The sequence below is a fragment of the Maribacter sp. MS6 genome (assembly GCF_056839185.1).
In genome coordinates this window covers 2,582,067-2,598,574 of the sequence record NZ_CM166389.1, presented here as the reverse complement: position 1 = coordinate 2,598,574, position 16,508 = coordinate 2,582,067, and the positions used below count along the sequence as shown (strand labels likewise).

Below are 16,508 nucleotides of genomic sequence, written 5' to 3'. Positions count from 1 at the left end.
GTCACTCTTTGAAACTATCAGAATCAGTTCTCCAACTATGTTGAAGAAAATACTACGTTCGACATACCTCACAAAACGCAACTCCCTTACAACAGCAAAACTTAGTTCAGACAGTATTTCAATCGCTAACCGACTTTTAGAATTGCCTATCTGGCATTTCGATTATTATCATTTATTCTTACCGATAACAAACAAAAAAGAAATAGACACTTCTTCTATCCTCTCTATTTTGCAAGGCAAGGACAAACATGTAATAGTACCAAAAGTCATTGACTCCGATCATTTAAATCACTTTCTTTTAACGGATAGCACCAAATTTAAGCTTAGCACATGGGGTGTTCCAGAACCTTTGGACGGTATCCCTGTTTCCCCACAAAAACTAGATGTAGTTTTTGTTCCCCTTTTGGCATTTGATCGTTATGGTAACCGGGTTGGATATGGAAAGGGCTTCTATGACAAGTTTTTATCCGAGTGCCGCAAAGACGTTATAAAAGTTGGTATCTCTTTTTTTGAGGCCGAAAACAAAATAACAGATGTGCACAAAGCAGATATAAAATTAAGCTATTGCGTTACCCCTGACCATGTTTATTCTTTTGATGCTTCTTGAATAGCTTGTTCTTCCGAAATCACATCATCTTTTTCTACCTTTTCCTTAAAAGCACTCTTGTTGAACACCAGCAGAATACCAACACCAGTACTTATAGCTGTATCTGCAATATTGAAGACAGGTTCAAAAAACCTAAAATTTCTACCGCCCAAATAGGGTAACCATTCAGGCCACGTAGTATCTATCATTGGAAAATACAGCATATCCACAACTTTTCCGTAAAAAACGCCACCATAGGGTTCGTCTGAAAACAAAGTCGCAATCTCATTATAACTTTCGTTAAAAATCATACCATAAAAAACGGAGTCTATAATATTACCTAAAGCTCCAGCGAAAATTAACGAGACGGCCACTATTAATGTCTTAGATGTATTTTTACGAATTACATCATACAACCAATAACCAATACCACAAATGGCAAACAACCTAAAAACGGTGAGTACCAACTTCCCGATTTTATCAGAAATAGGTAAAAGGTCGCTGAGTTTTGCGCCCCAAGCAGCACCCTCGTTTTCTATAAAGAGAATTTTGAACCAATTAAAGACCTCTACGGACTCACCCAACACAAAATTAGTCTTGATATAAATTTTACTCCATTGATCTATTATAAGAATCAATATAATAAACAAGGCCGACTTTTTTAAACTCATACAATTTTAATAAGGAACAAAAATAGAAATATTATTCGGGTTTCCTTAGCTCAATATCACCTGTCACCGTAGATAAATCATAATGATTCGAACCAGTAGGAAGAATAAATTTTCCGACGCGCCCGTATTTGCTAGAAGCAACTATGCGTCCTTCTTTTGCCTTAACCATGATATTGCCACTCTGTGTTCTGACCGATATATTTTGAGAAACTTCCATCAACTCGCAGTTCCCATCTGCCAATACAATGTTCAAATCGGTATATTCGCCCTGTGCTATTACTCTGGCATTAGTACCATATACTTGAACCTTCTTCCAACTTGGCAAAAACACATGTAAGGCTATGGAGACTACTTTATGTGCGCTAAGCTTATCGTTTGGTGTTATAAATGTCTCCCTGAAACCAGCATTTACAGCCAAAGTGCCGCCGTTTTCATAAACCCCTAGCGCAAGGTCTTTCGTGTATTCACCCTCTAATTGTGCCGTAACCACTATTTCATCCGTATTGCCCGTTTGTAACCGTACCTCAAAAATATTAGCGGCATCTATCTGCAACAATGAAATAGCAGATGCATTAATCTTTCTTTCTAATTGTTTCTGGGCCAAGCAGGATACCCCAACAAAACATATCATAACAAATAACAATCTTCTCACCACCTAAAAATAAAAAACGCCCCGAAAGGCGTTTTGGTTATGACTGCATATTTTTTGCTTCTATACTTAAGGTTGCATGTGGCACCAGTTTTAACCGCTCTTTATTGATGAGCTTTCCAGTTACCCTGCAAACACCATAGGTTTTGTTCTCTATACGCAACAACGCATTTTTAAGATCTCTAATGAATTTTTCTTGACGGATCGCCAATTGCGTATTTGCCTCCTTACTCATTGTTTGCGATCCTTCTTCAAATGCCTTAAATGTAGGCGAGGTATCATCAGTGCCATTATTACCGTCGTTCATATAGGAACTTTTAAGTAACTCTAGATGACCGTTTGCTTTTACTATTTTTTCTTCGATAAGCTTTTTGAATTCGGCCAAATCCTTATCGGGAAATCTTATATTTAAATCTTGTCCCATTTTTTTAATGTTTTATAATAAACAATTTAGTGTTCACTTCGTCAAAAACAACTTCCGTACCATTTTCTACATCGTCTTTTAACTGAAGATCCGCAGTAAGTGTTTCTGTCTTTATATATGCTAAATTACTTTCAACAGCTTGTTCTACAAAGCCATCTTTCTGTAACTTAATAACAATTTTATCAGTAACCTCAAAACCTGACTCTTTTCTTAGGTTCTGTATGCGGTTTACCAATTCCCTTGCTATTCCCTCTTTCCTTAGTTCTTCATTAATCGTAACATCCAATGCTACCGTAATTTTTCCTGAACTTGCAACCAACCAACCCTCTATATCCTGAGAAGTGATTTCTACATCCTGTAACTGTAAAATACTATTTTTATTTTCTATTTGGATGGATATTTCGCCCTCCCGTTCAATTTTTTGGATATCCTCCTGTGTAAACTGGTTTACCGCAGCCGCTACCAACTTCATGTCCTTTCCGTATTTAGGCCCTAAGGTCTTAAAATTTGGTTTGATCCGCTTCACCAGCACACCGGATGCATCGTCCAACAATTGAATTTCCTTAACGTTTACCTCCGACTTAATAAGGTCGGAAACTGCTAGAATATCCATTCTGTCCTGTTCATCCAGCACCGGTATCATTATTTTCTGTAAAGGTTGTCTTACCTTTATTTTCTCCTTTTGCCTTATGGAAAGCACCAAAGAGGAAACAATCTGAGCTTTGTACATCTTAGCCTCCAAACCTTTATCTATCAAGCTAGTATCTGCAACAGGAAAATCTGCCAAATGTACGCTCTCAAAAGATTCCGCTTTAGTGGCAGCTATCAAATCACGATACAATTGATCCATAAAAAAAGGTGCCACCGGCGCAGATAATTTTGCCACGGTGACCAAACAGGTATATAGTGTTTGGTAGGCCGCTATCTTATCCTGCTCGTATTCGCCTTTCCAGAAACGTCTTCTGCACAACCGCACATACCAGTTACTCAGGTTTTCTTGAACAAAATTAGAAATTGCTCTAGTAGCTTTTGTTGGCTCGTAATCTGCATACGCGTCATCTACTTCCTGTATTAATGAATTCAATTCTGACAAAACCCACCGATCGATCTCTGTTCGTTCCGCAACCGGAACAGATTTCTCATTAAATGCAAAGGCGTCTATATTCGCATAGAGCGCAAAAAAGGAATACGTATTATAAAGGGTACCAAAGAACTTTCGCTTGACTTCTACGATACCGTCAGAGTCGAACTTTAGATTATCCCATGGGTTCGCATTGCTTATCATATACCATCTTGTGGCATCTGCCCCGTGCTGGTCCATGGTTTCGAAAGGATCGGCAGCATTTCCCAAACGTTTGGACATTTTTTTACCTTCCTTATCCAAAACTAGCCCGTTGGAAACAACGTTTTTATACGCTACAGAATCAAAAACCATAGTACCAATGGCGTGCAGTGTGTAGAACCATCCTCGTGTTTGGTCAACGCCTTCTGCGATAAAGTCTGCAGGAAAGGCTTCCCCATTATCAATTAAGTTTTTATTTTCAAATGGATAATGCCATTGCGCATAGGGCATGGAACCGCTATCGAACCAAACATCTATTAAATCTGCCTCTCGCTTCATAGGTTTTCCTGAAGGGGAAACCAAGGTTATCTGGTCAACTATATTCTTATGTAAATCGATTCTATCATAATTGTCCTCGGACATATCTCCTACAACAAAATCTTCAAAAATATCCTTTTCCAAAACTCCAGCTGTAACTGCTTTTTGCATTTCCGCCTTTAATTCTGCAACGGAACCGATCATCAATTGCTCCGTACCATCTTCAGTTCTCCAAATGGGCAAAGGTATTCCCCAATATCTAGATCTGGATAAGTTCCAATCGTTCGCATTAGCCAACCAATTACCAAATCTGCCATCTCCCGTAGATTTTGGTTTCCAGTTAATGGTTTCGTTCAATTGAAACATACGGTCTTTTACGTCTGTTACCTTTATAAACCAAGAATCCAATGGATAATATAAGATAGGTTTGTCCGTACGCCAGCAATTAGGATAACTGTGAACATACTTCTCTACCTTAAAGGCCTTATTCTCTTCCTTTAATTTTATGGCAATTTCAACGTCTATTGACCTTTCTGGAGCTTCTCCTTCTGCGTAGTACTCATTTTTAACATACTTACCTCCAAACTCTTTTAGCTCGGGCCTAAATTTTCCTTGTAAATCTACCAACGGAACCGTATTTCCGTTTTCGTCCAACACCAACATAGGTGGTATTTCTGGTACGGCCTGTTTAGCTACCAAAGCATCGTCTGCACCAAAGGTAGGGGCTGTATGAACAATACCTGTACCATCTTCTGTAGTAACAAAATCCCCAGCAATAACTCTAAATGCGTTTTCTGCATTTTCGTAGGGCAATACATAATCAATTAGTTGTTCGTATTTAATATTGATTAGGTCTTGTCCTTTAAACTCCTTTACCTGATAAAACGGAATTTTTTTATCTCCTGCAGTATATTCCAACAAGGCAGATTTCTCATCTACCTCAAAAAACCTACCTGAAAATTGCTTCCCCACCAAGTTTTTGGCAAGAATGGCATTCATAGGCTCAAACGTATATTGGTTATACGTTTCTACAAGGACATAGTCTATTTTAGGACCTACCGTAAGAGCTGTATTCGAAGGTAATGTCCAAGGCGTGGTGGTCCAAGCCAAGAAATAGATGGTACCTTCATTCTGTAAAAAAACAGGTAGGGTTTCTTCTACAGCTTTGAACTGTGCGGTAACCGTAGTATCGGTAACATCTTGATAGGTTCCAGGCTGGTTAAGCTCGTGCGAACTCAATCCCGTTCCTGCTTTAGGAGAATAGGGTTGTATGGTATAACCCTTATATATAAGCCCTTTATCATAAATCTCCTTTAACAACCACCAAACAGACTCCATATATTTAGACTTATAGGTTATGTACGGATCGTCCATATCTACCCAATAGCCCACTTGCTCGGTCATTGCATTCCAAACATCAGTGTATCGCATTACCGCTTTTTTACAAGCTGCATTATATTCCTCTACAGAAATTTTAGTTCCGATATCCTCTTTGGTAATTCCCAACTCTTTTTCAACACCAAGTTCTATCGGAAGTCCGTGTGTATCCCATCCGGCCTTTCGTTTTACCTGAAACCCTTTCATTGTCTTATACCTCGGGAAAATATCCTTTATGGTACGTGCCATGACATGGTGTATTCCGGGCATACCATTAGCGGAAGGTGGACCTTCAAAAAAGACATAGCTTTCCTTTCCTTCTCGCGAAGAAATACTTTTATCAAAAATCGAATTGGCTTTCCAATAGGCTAGTACTTCTGTTCCTACTTTTGGTAAATCCAAGCCTTTATATTCTGCAAACTTCATAAGAAATGCTTCTAAGTCACTAATTTAAGGTTGCAAATTTAGTAAATAAGCCGGTAGGATTATGCATTTTAATGCCACCAACGAAGTTTCAAAAGGTTTTATTCGTTAGGCTCTGCGTATATGGTTAAAACTAAGGAAGAACCCAAACCCAATGAGTTGGTTCTAATCACTTCGTTTTGTGTTGGCATAAGAAATTGGTTCATAAAAAAGTTGAAGTTTGGTTAACGCATAATAATCTTAAACCACAACCGCACCCAAGCTAGAATCATCATTATAAAAAAATCTGCAGGAAAAACAGATGAACAGGGGCAACCAAACACTTCTAACTTAAACAAACTACGACCAATTGTTTTTCTTATTATGCTCAAAACCAAGAATATAAATTCAATTAAACCTATAATTTTTAAGGTTAAGATCTAAAAAACGATTGTGTGCGTATATCTATACGATTTAAACAAACACTAATAAATTAAAAAAATGAGAAAAGTAATTTTAAGTTCAGTTTTGATGTTAGCACTAAGCGTTTCTTTTGTTTCTTGCAGAGAAACTGCTGATAAGGCAAAAGATGCAGCGGAACAAGCAGGCGATGCGGTTGAAGCAGCCGGAGAAGATTTAAAAGAAGTTGGCGAAAGCGCAATGGATGCTGCTGGTGAAGCTGTAGACAGTGCGGCAGAGGCTGGTTCTGAAGCCATTGATGGTGCAAAAGAAGCTGGGACAGATGCTATGGACAAGGCGAAAGAAGCTGGTTCCGATGCTATGGACAAAGCAAAAGAAGCTGGTGCGGATGTAAAGGATGCGGCTAAAGAAGCTGCTGACAAGGTTTCTGACAAAGCAAAAGAAGTAAAGGAAGCGGTCAAAAATTAACCTAAACCTATTTAAATGTTTAAGAGGCCCGATTATATCGGGCCTTTATTGTTTAGAAGCTATATGCAAACCCTAAAATGAGATTAATGCCAGGAGCCGAAATACCAGAAGAATAAGTTCTGTAACGCTGATTGGTGATATTTTCAAGGTTTAAGGAGGTAATAAGGTTCTTACCAAAAGTATACTGAGATCGGAAATTTAACGTGTACCAAGAAGGTGAATACGGATTCCCGTTGCTATCTGCTGCGTACATAAAATCCTTGGAGATTTCTGTAACCGCTAAATCGTTGAAAGCTATTTCACCGTTATAGTTTAAAAACACGTTCGCTCTAAGTTTCTGATTTTTCCATATCACATGAAAATCACCGAAAGTAGGTGCTGCATGTCTTGCTGGTGTGTCTGTACCATTTGCTTCCTCTTCTATACCCTCGGTTATTGTAAGATTTGAAGAGAAGGACCAGTGATCGGAGAGAAAAGCCTCCATTCCAAATTCAAAGCCGTACACGTATGCTTTAGCCGCGTTTTGTATGGCCTGTACCCTACTAAGTTCTCCTTGGTAGCGAAGTTCATCATTGCCGTTAAACGAGAAATCCCTTCTAACTAATGCGTCTACTAGATATGTATAATAGGTAGCCCCTTTTAAAACTAGTTTATCACCAAAATTCTTTTGTATGCCCAACTCCACATTATAAGCATATTCAGGTTCTAAGTTTGGGTTAGGTACAACAATAGACCCTGGTTCTGAATCGAATATTTTTCCAACATCATCTATATTAGGTGCTCTAAATCCGGTAGAACCATTGAAGGTAACCTGCACATCTGACTTTGGAAACCAACTAAAACCTATGCTTCCTGTTAGGGCTCCCGTACTTAAGTTGGCATCATCGAAAGGAAAAGAATAAAAGGTTTGATCAAAAATAGCATCTATCCACACATGGCTATATCGTAATCCTGACATTAGCGTAAAATTTGGCTTGGCCCTATATTCACTATTTGCATAACCCGCTAAACTCTGCCACGAAGAGCCATCTGGATATCTTGTTGGTGCATCCGAAATCATATCAGTGACAATATTCTTATTTGTAGCTTCTGAATGTACCCTATTAAATATGTATTCCGCTCCGTAATACAATCTAAAATCTCCTTTCTTTTTGTTTTCAAAATCAATATTAAAGTTAAAAGCGTCTACTTTTTCTTTGGTAGTATTCAAGCTGACATCTTGAAAATCACGATTATTCCGGCTTTCTTCAAAACGCTGATAAGCCGTTGTTAGTTTTAGTCCATCATAGCCTTTACCACTTCCTTTTTTATTTACCTGTACATTACCCATAAACCACTTTTGGGGACCGTAAAACCATTCCGCAGATCGCAGACCTGATTCATCACTAGAAGGACGAATTAATCTGTCGTACCTTGAATAATCGGTAGTTTCCGAATAAAAGATTCCGGTACGAACATCCCATTTTGTATTAGGCTTAAACCGTACTTTTTGCATGAAATTTACCTGGTCATAACCAGTAGAAACCTGCTTTCTAGGATTTTCGTTAGCGACCAATTCATCTACTCCATTAACTGTTCTAACGAAAGAATTTCTTAAGTAAGAATCTGGACCGTGACTTCCCATCACCAAATCCTGAAAACTATTAAAAGTAAAGCTAGTTAATGCGGCCCATTCCTTTTTACCCAACCCCACTTTGGCATGCACTGTATTTTCAGAATTAGCGGACGAAAACCTATAATTTGCACCTCCGTTTATCCTAAGACTGTCCGTATCACTTAACTCCGGTATTTGCGTATAAAAATTCATGACGCCACCTATGGCATCACTCCCATAAATAACAGATCCAGGACCAAAAATAATTTCGGTGTTTTTTAATGAAAAGGGGTCTATAGAAATTACATTCTGTAAATTACCTCCTCTAAAAATAGCATTGTTCATTCGAACCCCGTCAACAGACAATACCAGCCTATTAGTTGAAAAACCCCTAATCATGGGGCTCCCGCCACCTAATTGACTTTTTTGAACAAATACCTTCCCAGTGCTTTGCAGGACATCAGCCGAGGTTTGTGGTGCGGTGAAGACAATATCCCTAGCCGCTATTGTGGCTATTTTATTAGGTATATCCTTTTTTTGCTGCTCCCATTTGGATACCGACATTACCACTTCGTCCAATTGCTCCGGCCGCATAATCAAAAATACCTTATTGCCTTGTTTACGTAATTGCGACTTTGATGTTTTTAGTAGTTCATAACTTAAATGTCTGAGAACTATACGCTCATTTTTAGAGAATATGGATATGTCGAAAAAGCCATCAAAATCTGTAAGCGCAACTTTGGATTTGTCAGCATTATAAATCGCTACATTAGAAATAGCATCTCCATTATCAGCATCTAAAACGGTTACTTGTTGAGATCTAACGACCACAACAAAAAGAAAAAATAAAAAAAGACTACTTTTATACATGCTAATTAAAAACTTCGTTTAAAATAGCGAGCGACTTGGGCATCCTAAACCCCTGTAAGTGTAACTCGTAAAAAAGAACCATAGATTTCAATAACTCTTGACGATTATTCTTACCCATTTTAATACTCCCTAACTCATCAAAATTTGTGCCTAAAATTTTCTTAAAAAAAACTAGATTCTGTCCTTGAATCATTGGGTTTAACCCAGGCATAGAGACAAATTCTCCCTCCACAAGATCAAAGTAACCGGCATCCTGGTTTTGCGTATCTGGATAGAAGCCCAAATACTTCGTAAGCACAACCAAAAAGTATAGATGAAAATTAGCGACATCGTCATGTATATCCAACCATTGTAAGGTCGTTTCCAGATAATTAAAAAGAGGTATGTTCACCTCTTCCTCATAAATTGCGTTGCTCAACACTTCAGCTAAGAACAAGGTAAGTGCATTTTTCAAGACTTGAGTATGGAGCGTTTGATAGTGGTAATTAACCTTTGCTTCGCGAATACTTTCTAAAGTGCCTTTATTCCTATGACTGGCTACTATTTCTAATTGGGTCAACGGCTGAAAATAGGCAGCTTTCAATTTTCCCTTTTTAACCGACAAAACACCTTTCAACAAATAGGATTTAAGCCCATCGGACAACGTAAAAGCTTTTACTATAAGACTAGTATCGCCATATTTAAGGGAGGTAAGAATAATGGCGTTGGTGGTCACTTGCATTTTAAACAGTTGTTTTGAACAACTGCAAATATAGGAGGAATTAGTAGCGATAAGTCAAATTAACCATAGAGCGTACAAGCAAAATCACAGAAGCTATCTAAACTTTTAAACTTCCAGATTACCATAGATTACTTCTCAAAACTAAACCCGGTACTCTAAGATATCAAAGATTACAGCAGTAAAACGCAAAAGACCCATCAAGTTTCAAAAACTTGATGGGTCTTAAACTATTGTCTAATTCTAAATTAAATAACGCCTTGCGCCAACATTGCATCGGCAACTTTAACGAACCCTGCAATATTTGCACCTTTTACATAGTTGCAATACCCATCTTCATCTTTTCCGTACTCAATACAGGAATCGTGTATATCTTCCATAATATTGCGCAATCTATCATCTACTTCTTCACGGCTCCAACTTATACGCAAGGAGTTTTGTGACATTTCGAGACCAGAGGTAGCAACACCACCTGCATTAGATGCCTTACCAGGAGCAAAAAGAATTTTCGCTTTATGGAATTCATGAATCGCTTCTGGCGTAGAAGGCATATTTGCGCCTTCGGCAACACAGGTACAACCATTTTTAATCAAGGCTTTCGCATGCTCTCCATCTAATTCATTCTGGGTGGCACATGGTAAAGCGATATCACATTTTACATCCCATGGTGTTTCACCTTTATGGAAGGTAGCAGAGCTATATTTATCCGTGTATTCTGAGATACGCCCACGTTTGTTATTTTTAAGATCCATTACATAGGCCAACTTCTCCTCGTCAATACCCTCTTTGTCATAAATATAACCTTGGGAATCGGATAAGGTCAATACTTTAGCTCCGAGATGCAAGGCCTTTTCCGCGGCAAACTGTGCAACGTTCCCTGATCCGGATATAGTCACATTTTTACCTTTAAAATCCATTCCATTGGTCTTCATCATACTCTGGGCAAAATAAACGGTGCCATAACCAGTTGCTTCCGGGCGAATTAAAGACCCTCCCCAGGACCTTCCTTTACCGGTAAGTACACCAGTAAACTCATTTCTGATTTTCTTGTACATTCCAAAAAGAAAGCCAATTTCTCTTGCACCCACACCGATATCTCCTGCAGGTACATCTGTATTTGGACCAATATGCCGGTTCAGTTCCAACATAAAGGCGTGGCAAAAACGCATGACCTCATCATCTGATTTTCCTTTAGGGTCAAAATCCGAACCTCCCTTACCACCACCCATGGGAAGGGTAGTTAAGCTATTTTTGAACACCTGCTCAAATGCCAAGAACTTTAAAATACTCGCGTTTACCGTTGGGTGAAAACGAAGACCACCTTTGTACGGGCCTATGGCAGAATTCATTTGTATACGGTACCCACGGTTTACATGAATCTCACCGTCATCGTCGACCCAGGCAACCCTAAAAGAGATAAGCCGTTCTGGCTCTACCATTCTAAGAAGGATGTTCTTACCGTTATAGATTTCATGTTTTGCGATGTAAGGAATTACCGTTTCGGCCACTTCCTGCACCGCTTGTATGAACTCTGGCTCGTGACCGTTACGGGTCCTTACCTCATCCATAAACTGATTTATTTTTGCTTCCATAGAACTATTAGATATCTGTTGATGTTAGTGAATTCCAAATATATCGGCAAAATTATGATATTATTATAATTTATCTACTGATTATTTTACAAATTGATAAATTAATATTTTTTTATTAACCAAGCCTACCTTGTTTCTAAAAATTATCAGGTGTTCTGCTCCCTTATTTGATGGGTTCCACGTTGTATTAGCCTATGGCCTGTTCCAAATCGGCAATAAGATCTGCCTTATCTTCAATACCTACACTTAAACGGATCAAGGCATCTACGACACCAACTTTTTCACGTTCTTCTTTTGGGATACTACCGTGGGTCATACTCGCCGGATGGCCTGCTAAACTTTCTACACCTCCTAAAGATTCGGCCAAAGTAAAAATGGTAAGTTTCTGCACCAAACTAATGGCGGACTCATAACTACTTCCTTTCGGTACAAAAGAAATCATACCCCCAAAATCCTTCATCTGACGTTTGGCTATAGTATGGTTTGGATGGTCCTCGAAACCTGGCCAATACACCTTGTCTATCTTAGGGTGATTTCTAAGGTATTCTGCAATGGCGCTGCCATTCTCGCAATGGCGCTGCATTCGAACATGTAAGGTTTTAATACCCCGTAACACCAAAAAGCTGTCCATAGGACCACAAATTGCACCACTTGCATTTTGTATAAAATACAGTTTGTTCGCTAATTCCTTGTTTTTTACCACCAAGCCTCCTAGTACAACATCTGAATGTCCGCCTAAGTATTTTGTAGCAGAGTGCATTACAATATCAGCTCCCAAATCAAGTGGCAACTGCAAATAAGGGGTTGCAAACGTATTATCTACGGCCAAAAGCACGCCATGTTTTTTTGCAATTTTAGCAACCGCTTCAATATCAATAATGTTCATCATTGGATTGGTAGGTGTTTCTACCCAAATGAGCTTTGTATTTACCGTAATAGTTTCCTCAATAGTAGCTGCATTTTGCATGTCCACAAAACGAAAGTTGATACCAAAATTTTCAAACAGCTGCTTAAACAACCGGTAACTACCACCATATAAATCGTTAGTAGAAACCACTTCATCTCCTGAATTTAACAACTTCAACACAGCATCGATGGCAGCAAGACCGCTGCCAAATGCGAGTCCGTATGTGCCATTTTCTATACTGGCCAAGGAATTCTCCAGTGCAGTTCGCGTAGGATTGGCACTTCTGGAGTAGGCATATCCCTTATGACCGCCAGGTGTAGATTGCGCATAGGTAGAAGTTTGGTAAATTGGAGGCATTACAGCGCCGTATCCTTTATCAGGTTGTTGACCTCCATGTATGGTTTTACTATTGAATCGTAATTTTTTATCGTTCACATCTATTATTCTTCCTTCAAATGTATTGTTATCTTTTGAGGAATACAATGAAGGTGTATTTTTGTCGGATACAAAATGTCCTATGAAAATCCGTTTAATCTATCTCTTTGTTTTATTACTCTCTTTTAGTTGTAAAAAAGACAATACGCTTACGTTTGAGCCTATCACCTATTCTGGAGATGAATGTGGAGATTGCCCCAAGATACAAATCACAGTTCCAAAAGCTTTGGGCAATACCAAGATTAATAAGGTAATTAATACTGCCATACAAGAGGAGATTATTTATCTGCTCAACTTTGACGAAGACGTTAATGCTACAGATATTAAAAGCGCCATAGATTCTTTTACCACTGGTTACAATAATCTGAAAAACCAATTTACAGAAGAAGCTACCCCTTGGGAGGCTAGTGTTAGCGCATTAATATCCTACGAGGATAAGGAAATATTAACCATAAAGCTAGATTCCTATCTTTTTACAGGAGGAGCACATGGCTATAACACAACGCACTACTTAAATTTTGATAAAGTGAAGGCAATAGAACTAGATACGGAGAAACTTTTTAAAAATGTAACCACTTTTGAGGAATATGCCGAAACCAAGTTCAGAGCGCAAGAAGGTATTCCTAAAAAAGGCGATATCAACAGTACTGGCTTTATGTTCGAAACAGGGTCTTTTTATTTGCCGCAAAATATAGGGTATACCCAAAAAGGTATACAACTTTTTTATGAGCAGTACGAAATAGCCTCGTATGCAGATGGCCCTATTGTACTCACGTTTCCCTACTCGGAACTCCAAACGTACTTGGTACATCATCCCAAGCAAAAGTAATGCTATAGCATTTTTCTTAAAGCAAAAATTGCCCCAAGGTGAATGCCTTCATGAAAATTATTGAAACATATGGCATCCTCTACATTGCTCAAGGTAACCTTGGCACTCGTCGTATAGGGTTTAAATTCTTTAAAAAGACCTGATTCATAATCTTCCATTGTACCTTCTATGCTTGACACCAGCACATCTGAAATCTCTTTTATCTCGGTAGCGGTAGCGGTACCATCCGGGACGGTTCCTTTCATATACTTGGCTACTAGTTCGCCCGAAACAAGCATTGGCACCCCACTGAACTTATAGACCAATAGTTGCTGCGTTACCACAACGTGGGCAATATTCCACCATATATTGTTACGAAACTGTGGTGGTATACGCAATAAATCCTCTCTAGGGGTATTTTCTAAAATTTCCAATAGGTTTTTTCTATTCTGTAGGGTAATCGCCAGTTCGTTCTTCAATGGACATCAATTTAAATGAACGCTAAAAATAGTACAATTAATGATATTTAAGTTTCTTTGTATTGCTGATAGTTTTAAAGATTGAAATGAAAAAAATATATCACCTTAGTAGTTGCACTACATGCCAACGCATCCTAAAAGAACTGCAACCTTTAGAAGACTTTACGTTACAGGATATCAAGACAGAGCCCATTACCCAAGCGCAACTAAAAGAAATGCGAAAACGCACGGATAGTTATCTTTCATTATTTAGTAAAAGGGCCATGCTTTTTAGACAACGGGGACTTCATGAGCAAACCTTGGGTGAGGAAGATTATAAAAACCTGATTCTAGATCATTATACTTTTTTAAAGCGACCTGTAATTCTCTTTGAAGAATCTATTTTTATAGGGAATAGCAAAAAAACGACTGCGCTCGCCAAAGAAGCCATTCATTCGTGAACAAAAGAACACTTGCAATTTTTGCAGCCATTGGTGCCACTACCATTTATGGGGTAAACCATACTATTGCAAAAGAGGTTATGCCCACTTATGTGCAGCCCTTAGGTTTTATTATCCTTAGGGTTTTAGGAGCCTCAATTTTGTTTTGGTTTATTTCTTTTTGGGGCCCTAAGGAAAAAATAGATAAAAAAGACTATCTACGAATGGGGCTTTGTGCCTTGTTGGGTATGGGATTAAACATGTTGGTGTTCTTTAAAGGTCTATCGCTTTCTACACCTATCAATAGTGCGGTTCTGATTACGACCACACCAATTATTGTGCTTATTTTATCGGCACTTGTGATAAAGGAAAAGATTATAGGGCGTAAAGTATTTGGAATTGGAATAGGGCTTGTTGGTGCTTTGGGACTTATTCTTTTTGGTTCGGAATTACGCCAAGACGCACCCAATATTCCTTTAGGTAATTTTCTAATTTTGTGTAATTCAGTTTTTTATGGTTCCTATTTGATCGTAGCCAAAACCTTGATTACAAAATACCATCCGTTTACTTTCATGAAATGGCTATTTACTTTGGGTATACTTATTTGTTTGCCATTTGGCTACCAAGAATTTACGGAAATAAAATGGGTGGAGCTTCCAATCGAGGCACTTTGGCGCATAGCGTTCGTAATCATAGGAACTACATTCTGCACCTACCTCTTTAACATCTTTGCATTAACCCAATTAAAAGCATCTACTTTAAGTGCTTTTGTTTACGTTCAGCCATTAATAGGTATAAGCTATGCTATTGGTACCGGACAAGATCGCTTAACGACGGTTAAAATAATCGCTGCCTGTTTCGTATTATTGGGTGTTTATTTGGCAAGTAAAAAGCCTAAAATTAAGAAGGTCTAACTTAGGGCAAAAACGCCTGTTTGGAGTTTTCTAAATGGTTTCGCATCAATAGCACTGCTTTTGCCGAATCTCTATTATGAATGGCAGATATCATATCCAGATGTTCGTTTAGAATTTCTTTTAACGGTCTTTTAAGTCCAATAACTTCCATACATACCCAAATATGGGCCTGATTAAACAGTTCATAAGCAAATGTATTTCCACAATTTGCCAAAATAATGTCATGGAAATGAAAGTTTATTTTCTGAAAAACCTTAGCACTCAAAGGCCCTTTCTCAAAAGGAACCAATAAATTACGTAAATCATCAATTCTTGCCTGGTCTGCATGTTTGGCAAAGGATTTAATTGCCATGGTCTCCAAAGCTATCCTACAATCAAAAATGTCTAAAACATCCTGATAACAAAAATTCCGAATCACAAAACCTTCTCCAGGTACTGCTATAAGCAAACCATTTACCTGTAATAGTTTTAAAGCCTTCTTCACCACTTTAGCGTCTGTTTGAAGCTTTTCGATTAAACTGGCATGATCTATCTTTTCTCCACCAATTAGCACTTTGGAGGCAATCATATTTTTTATCTCAAGATATGCAGACTGCACAGATAAGCTAGGCATTACATTCATTCCCTAAATATAGAAATTATATTATAGCTTTTATACTCCTTAAAGGTGCTTTGGGTTTTTGGCAAACCTACGTGTATCCGCTTTTGATAGTATTCTATACCCATTAGCCTTTTCTACCGCATCAAAACGTTTCAAAAAAGTTGAATTCAATCCCGTCAATTTTCTTGTTTTTAAATCGATCCAAGAGCCCATCATTTCGCCACGCGCAAAATTATCTCCTTTTACAGTATAAAAATTATGATGAAATTCAAAAAACTTTGCATCCTCGCTCAAACCTACAACCTCCAGGGATAGCCTTACAGGTTGACCAAGAAATACTTCCTTGAAATAATAGATGTGCTCATAAAATACTACAGGACCAATATTATATCTGGCCAACGCTTTTTCATCAAAACCCATTTCCATTAAAAATGCCATTCGCGTATGGCCCATAAAGTTCACATAGGCAGAGTTTGCCAAATGACGGTTCGCATCAACATCACTCCATCTAATTTCAAATTCCTTAAAGTACATTTTATATTTTTTTGCTATGCACGCATAATAGTTGGTAAAA

16 protein-coding genes are annotated in these 16,508 nt (G+C 38.3%); 5 read left to right on the top strand and 11 right to left on the bottom strand.

Annotated elements, in window-relative coordinates; all coding sequences use genetic code 11:
- Positions 1–37 precede the first annotated feature (37 nt).
- The gene (locus tag MS6x_RS11435; protein WP_482602113.1) at positions 38–607 is read left to right on the top strand and encodes a 5-formyltetrahydrofolate cyclo-ligase; all 570 of its coding nucleotides are present in this window, start codon (positions 38–40) and stop codon (positions 605–607) included.
- On the opposite strand, the gene MS6x_RS11430 is transcribed toward MS6x_RS11435, so the two are convergent.
- From MS6x_RS11430 to ileS, 4 genes are read right to left on the bottom strand one after another with little or no spacing between them, the layout of a single operon-like run.
- Complete coding sequence (locus MS6x_RS11430; RefSeq protein WP_482602111.1) at positions 586–1,257, bottom strand: lipoprotein signal peptidase; 672 nt, start codon at positions 1,255–1,257, stop codon at positions 586–588. The two genes, MS6x_RS11435 and MS6x_RS11430, sit on opposite strands and share 22 nt — an antisense overlap.
- A 31-nt stretch (positions 1,258–1,288) precedes the next feature.
- A complete protein-coding gene (locus MS6x_RS11425; protein WP_482602109.1) occupies positions 1,289–1,888 on the bottom strand; it encodes a hypothetical protein in 600 nt (199 codons plus the stop codon).
- 58 nt (positions 1,889–1,946) lie between these two features.
- A complete protein-coding gene (locus MS6x_RS11420; protein WP_482602107.1) occupies positions 1,947–2,330 on the bottom strand; it encodes a TraR/DksA family transcriptional regulator in 384 nt (127 codons plus the stop codon).
- A 4-nt stretch (positions 2,331–2,334) separates the two neighbouring features.
- Positions 2,335–5,733: an isoleucine--tRNA ligase gene (gene ileS, locus MS6x_RS11415; RefSeq protein ID WP_482602105.1), complete on the bottom strand. Its 3,399-nt coding sequence runs from the start codon at positions 5,731–5,733 to the stop codon at positions 2,335–2,337.
- A 477-nt stretch (positions 5,734–6,210) separates the two neighbouring features.
- On the opposite strand from ileS, the gene MS6x_RS11410 reads away from it, so the two are divergent.
- Positions 6,211–6,597: a hypothetical protein gene (locus tag MS6x_RS11410; RefSeq protein WP_482602103.1), complete on the top strand. Its 387-nt coding sequence runs from the start codon at positions 6,211–6,213 to the stop codon at positions 6,595–6,597.
- A 52-nt stretch (positions 6,598–6,649) separates the two neighbouring features.
- On the opposite strand, the gene MS6x_RS11405 is transcribed toward MS6x_RS11410, so the two are convergent.
- The 4 genes from MS6x_RS11405 to MS6x_RS11390 form a co-directional block, all read right to left on the bottom strand.
- Positions 6,650–9,061: a TonB-dependent receptor gene (locus tag MS6x_RS11405; RefSeq protein WP_482602101.1), complete on the bottom strand. Its 2,412-nt coding sequence runs from the start codon at positions 9,059–9,061 to the stop codon at positions 6,650–6,652.
- A 1-nt stretch (position 9,062) separates the two neighbouring features.
- The gene (recO, locus tag MS6x_RS11400) at positions 9,063–9,782 is read right to left on the bottom strand and encodes a DNA repair protein RecO (protein ID WP_482602099.1); all 720 of its coding nucleotides are present in this window, start codon (positions 9,780–9,782) and stop codon (positions 9,063–9,065) included.
- A 245-nt stretch (positions 9,783–10,027) separates the two neighbouring features.
- Positions 10,028–11,371 carry an NADP-specific glutamate dehydrogenase gene (gene gdhA / locus MS6x_RS11395; RefSeq protein ID WP_482602097.1) on the bottom strand — a complete coding sequence of 448 codons (1,344 nt, stop codon included), beginning with the start codon at positions 11,369–11,371 and terminating at the stop codon, positions 10,028–10,030.
- A gap of 187 nt (positions 11,372–11,558) precedes the next feature.
- Positions 11,559–12,713 carry a cystathionine gamma-synthase gene (locus tag MS6x_RS11390; protein WP_482607163.1) on the bottom strand — a complete coding sequence of 385 codons (1,155 nt, stop codon included), beginning with the start codon at positions 12,711–12,713 and terminating at the stop codon, positions 11,559–11,561.
- Positions 12,714–12,795: 82 nt separating this feature from the next.
- Here MS6x_RS11390 and MS6x_RS11385 point away from each other — a divergent pair, with 82 nt between their 5' ends.
- A complete protein-coding gene (locus MS6x_RS11385) occupies positions 12,796–13,542 on the top strand; it encodes a DUF3298 and DUF4163 domain-containing protein (protein ID WP_482602095.1) in 747 nt (248 codons plus the stop codon).
- A gap of 2 nt (positions 13,543–13,544) precedes the next feature.
- Here MS6x_RS11385 and MS6x_RS11380 read toward each other — a convergent pair whose 3' ends face one another.
- Complete coding sequence (locus tag MS6x_RS11380; RefSeq protein WP_482602093.1) at positions 13,545–14,000, bottom strand: DinB family protein; 456 nt, start codon at positions 13,998–14,000, stop codon at positions 13,545–13,547.
- Between the two features lie 86 nt (positions 14,001–14,086).
- On the opposite strand from MS6x_RS11380, the gene MS6x_RS11375 reads away from it, so the two are divergent.
- Entirely contained in the window at positions 14,087–14,440 is a 354-nt protein-coding gene (locus tag MS6x_RS11375) for an arsenate reductase family protein (protein WP_482602091.1), read from the top strand.
- Positions 14,437–15,333: a DMT family transporter gene (locus tag MS6x_RS11370; RefSeq protein ID WP_482602089.1), complete on the top strand. Its 897-nt coding sequence runs from the start codon at positions 14,437–14,439 to the stop codon at positions 15,331–15,333. The genes MS6x_RS11375 and MS6x_RS11370 overlap by 4 nt, the downstream gene beginning before the upstream one ends.
- A gap of 1 nt (position 15,334) precedes the next feature.
- Here MS6x_RS11370 and MS6x_RS11365 read toward each other — a convergent pair whose 3' ends face one another.
- Positions 15,335–15,955, bottom strand: a complete 621-nt coding sequence (locus tag MS6x_RS11365; protein WP_482602087.1) for a GntR family transcriptional regulator — start codon at positions 15,953–15,955, stop codon at positions 15,335–15,337.
- Between the two features lie 39 nt (positions 15,956–15,994).
- Complete coding sequence (locus MS6x_RS11360) at positions 15,995–16,468, bottom strand: acyl-CoA thioesterase (protein WP_482602085.1); 474 nt, start codon at positions 16,466–16,468, stop codon at positions 15,995–15,997.
- Between the last annotated feature and the right edge of the window lie 40 nt (positions 16,469–16,508).

Excerpts from the sequence above, each read along its gene's own strand:
- MS6x_RS11435 (WP_482602113.1), top strand. The coding sequence starts at position 38 with ATGTTGAAGAAAATACTACGTTCGACATACCTCACAAAACGCAACTCC.
- MS6x_RS11430 (WP_482602111.1), bottom strand. The coding sequence starts at position 1,257 with ATGAGTTTAAAAAAGTCGGCCTTGTTTATTATATTGATTCTTATAATA.
- MS6x_RS11425 (WP_482602109.1), bottom strand. The coding sequence starts at position 1,888 with ATGATATGTTTTGTTGGGGTATCCTGCTTGGCCCAGAAACAATTAGAA.
- MS6x_RS11420 (WP_482602107.1), bottom strand. The coding sequence starts at position 2,330 with ATGGGACAAGATTTAAATATAAGATTTCCCGATAAGGATTTGGCCGAA.
- ileS (WP_482602105.1), bottom strand. The coding sequence starts at position 5,733 with ATGAAGTTTGCAGAATATAAAGGCTTGGATTTACCAAAAGTAGGAACA.
- MS6x_RS11410 (WP_482602103.1), top strand. The coding sequence starts at position 6,211 with ATGAGAAAAGTAATTTTAAGTTCAGTTTTGATGTTAGCACTAAGCGTT.
- MS6x_RS11405 (WP_482602101.1), bottom strand. The coding sequence starts at position 9,061 with ATGTATAAAAGTAGTCTTTTTTTATTTTTTCTTTTTGTTGTGGTCGTT.
- recO (WP_482602099.1), bottom strand. The coding sequence starts at position 9,782 with ATGCAAGTGACCACCAACGCCATTATTCTTACCTCCCTTAAATATGGC.
- gdhA (WP_482602097.1), bottom strand. The coding sequence starts at position 11,371 with ATGGAAGCAAAAATAAATCAGTTTATGGATGAGGTAAGGACCCGTAAC.
- MS6x_RS11385 (WP_482602095.1), top strand. The coding sequence starts at position 12,796 with ATGAAAATCCGTTTAATCTATCTCTTTGTTTTATTACTCTCTTTTAGT.
- MS6x_RS11375 (WP_482602091.1), top strand. The coding sequence starts at position 14,087 with ATGAAAAAAATATATCACCTTAGTAGTTGCACTACATGCCAACGCATC.
- MS6x_RS11365 (WP_482602087.1), bottom strand. The coding sequence starts at position 15,955 with ATGAATGTAATGCCTAGCTTATCTGTGCAGTCTGCATATCTTGAGATA.
- MS6x_RS11360 (WP_482602085.1), bottom strand. The coding sequence starts at position 16,468 with ATGTACTTTAAGGAATTTGAAATTAGATGGAGTGATGTTGATGCGAAC.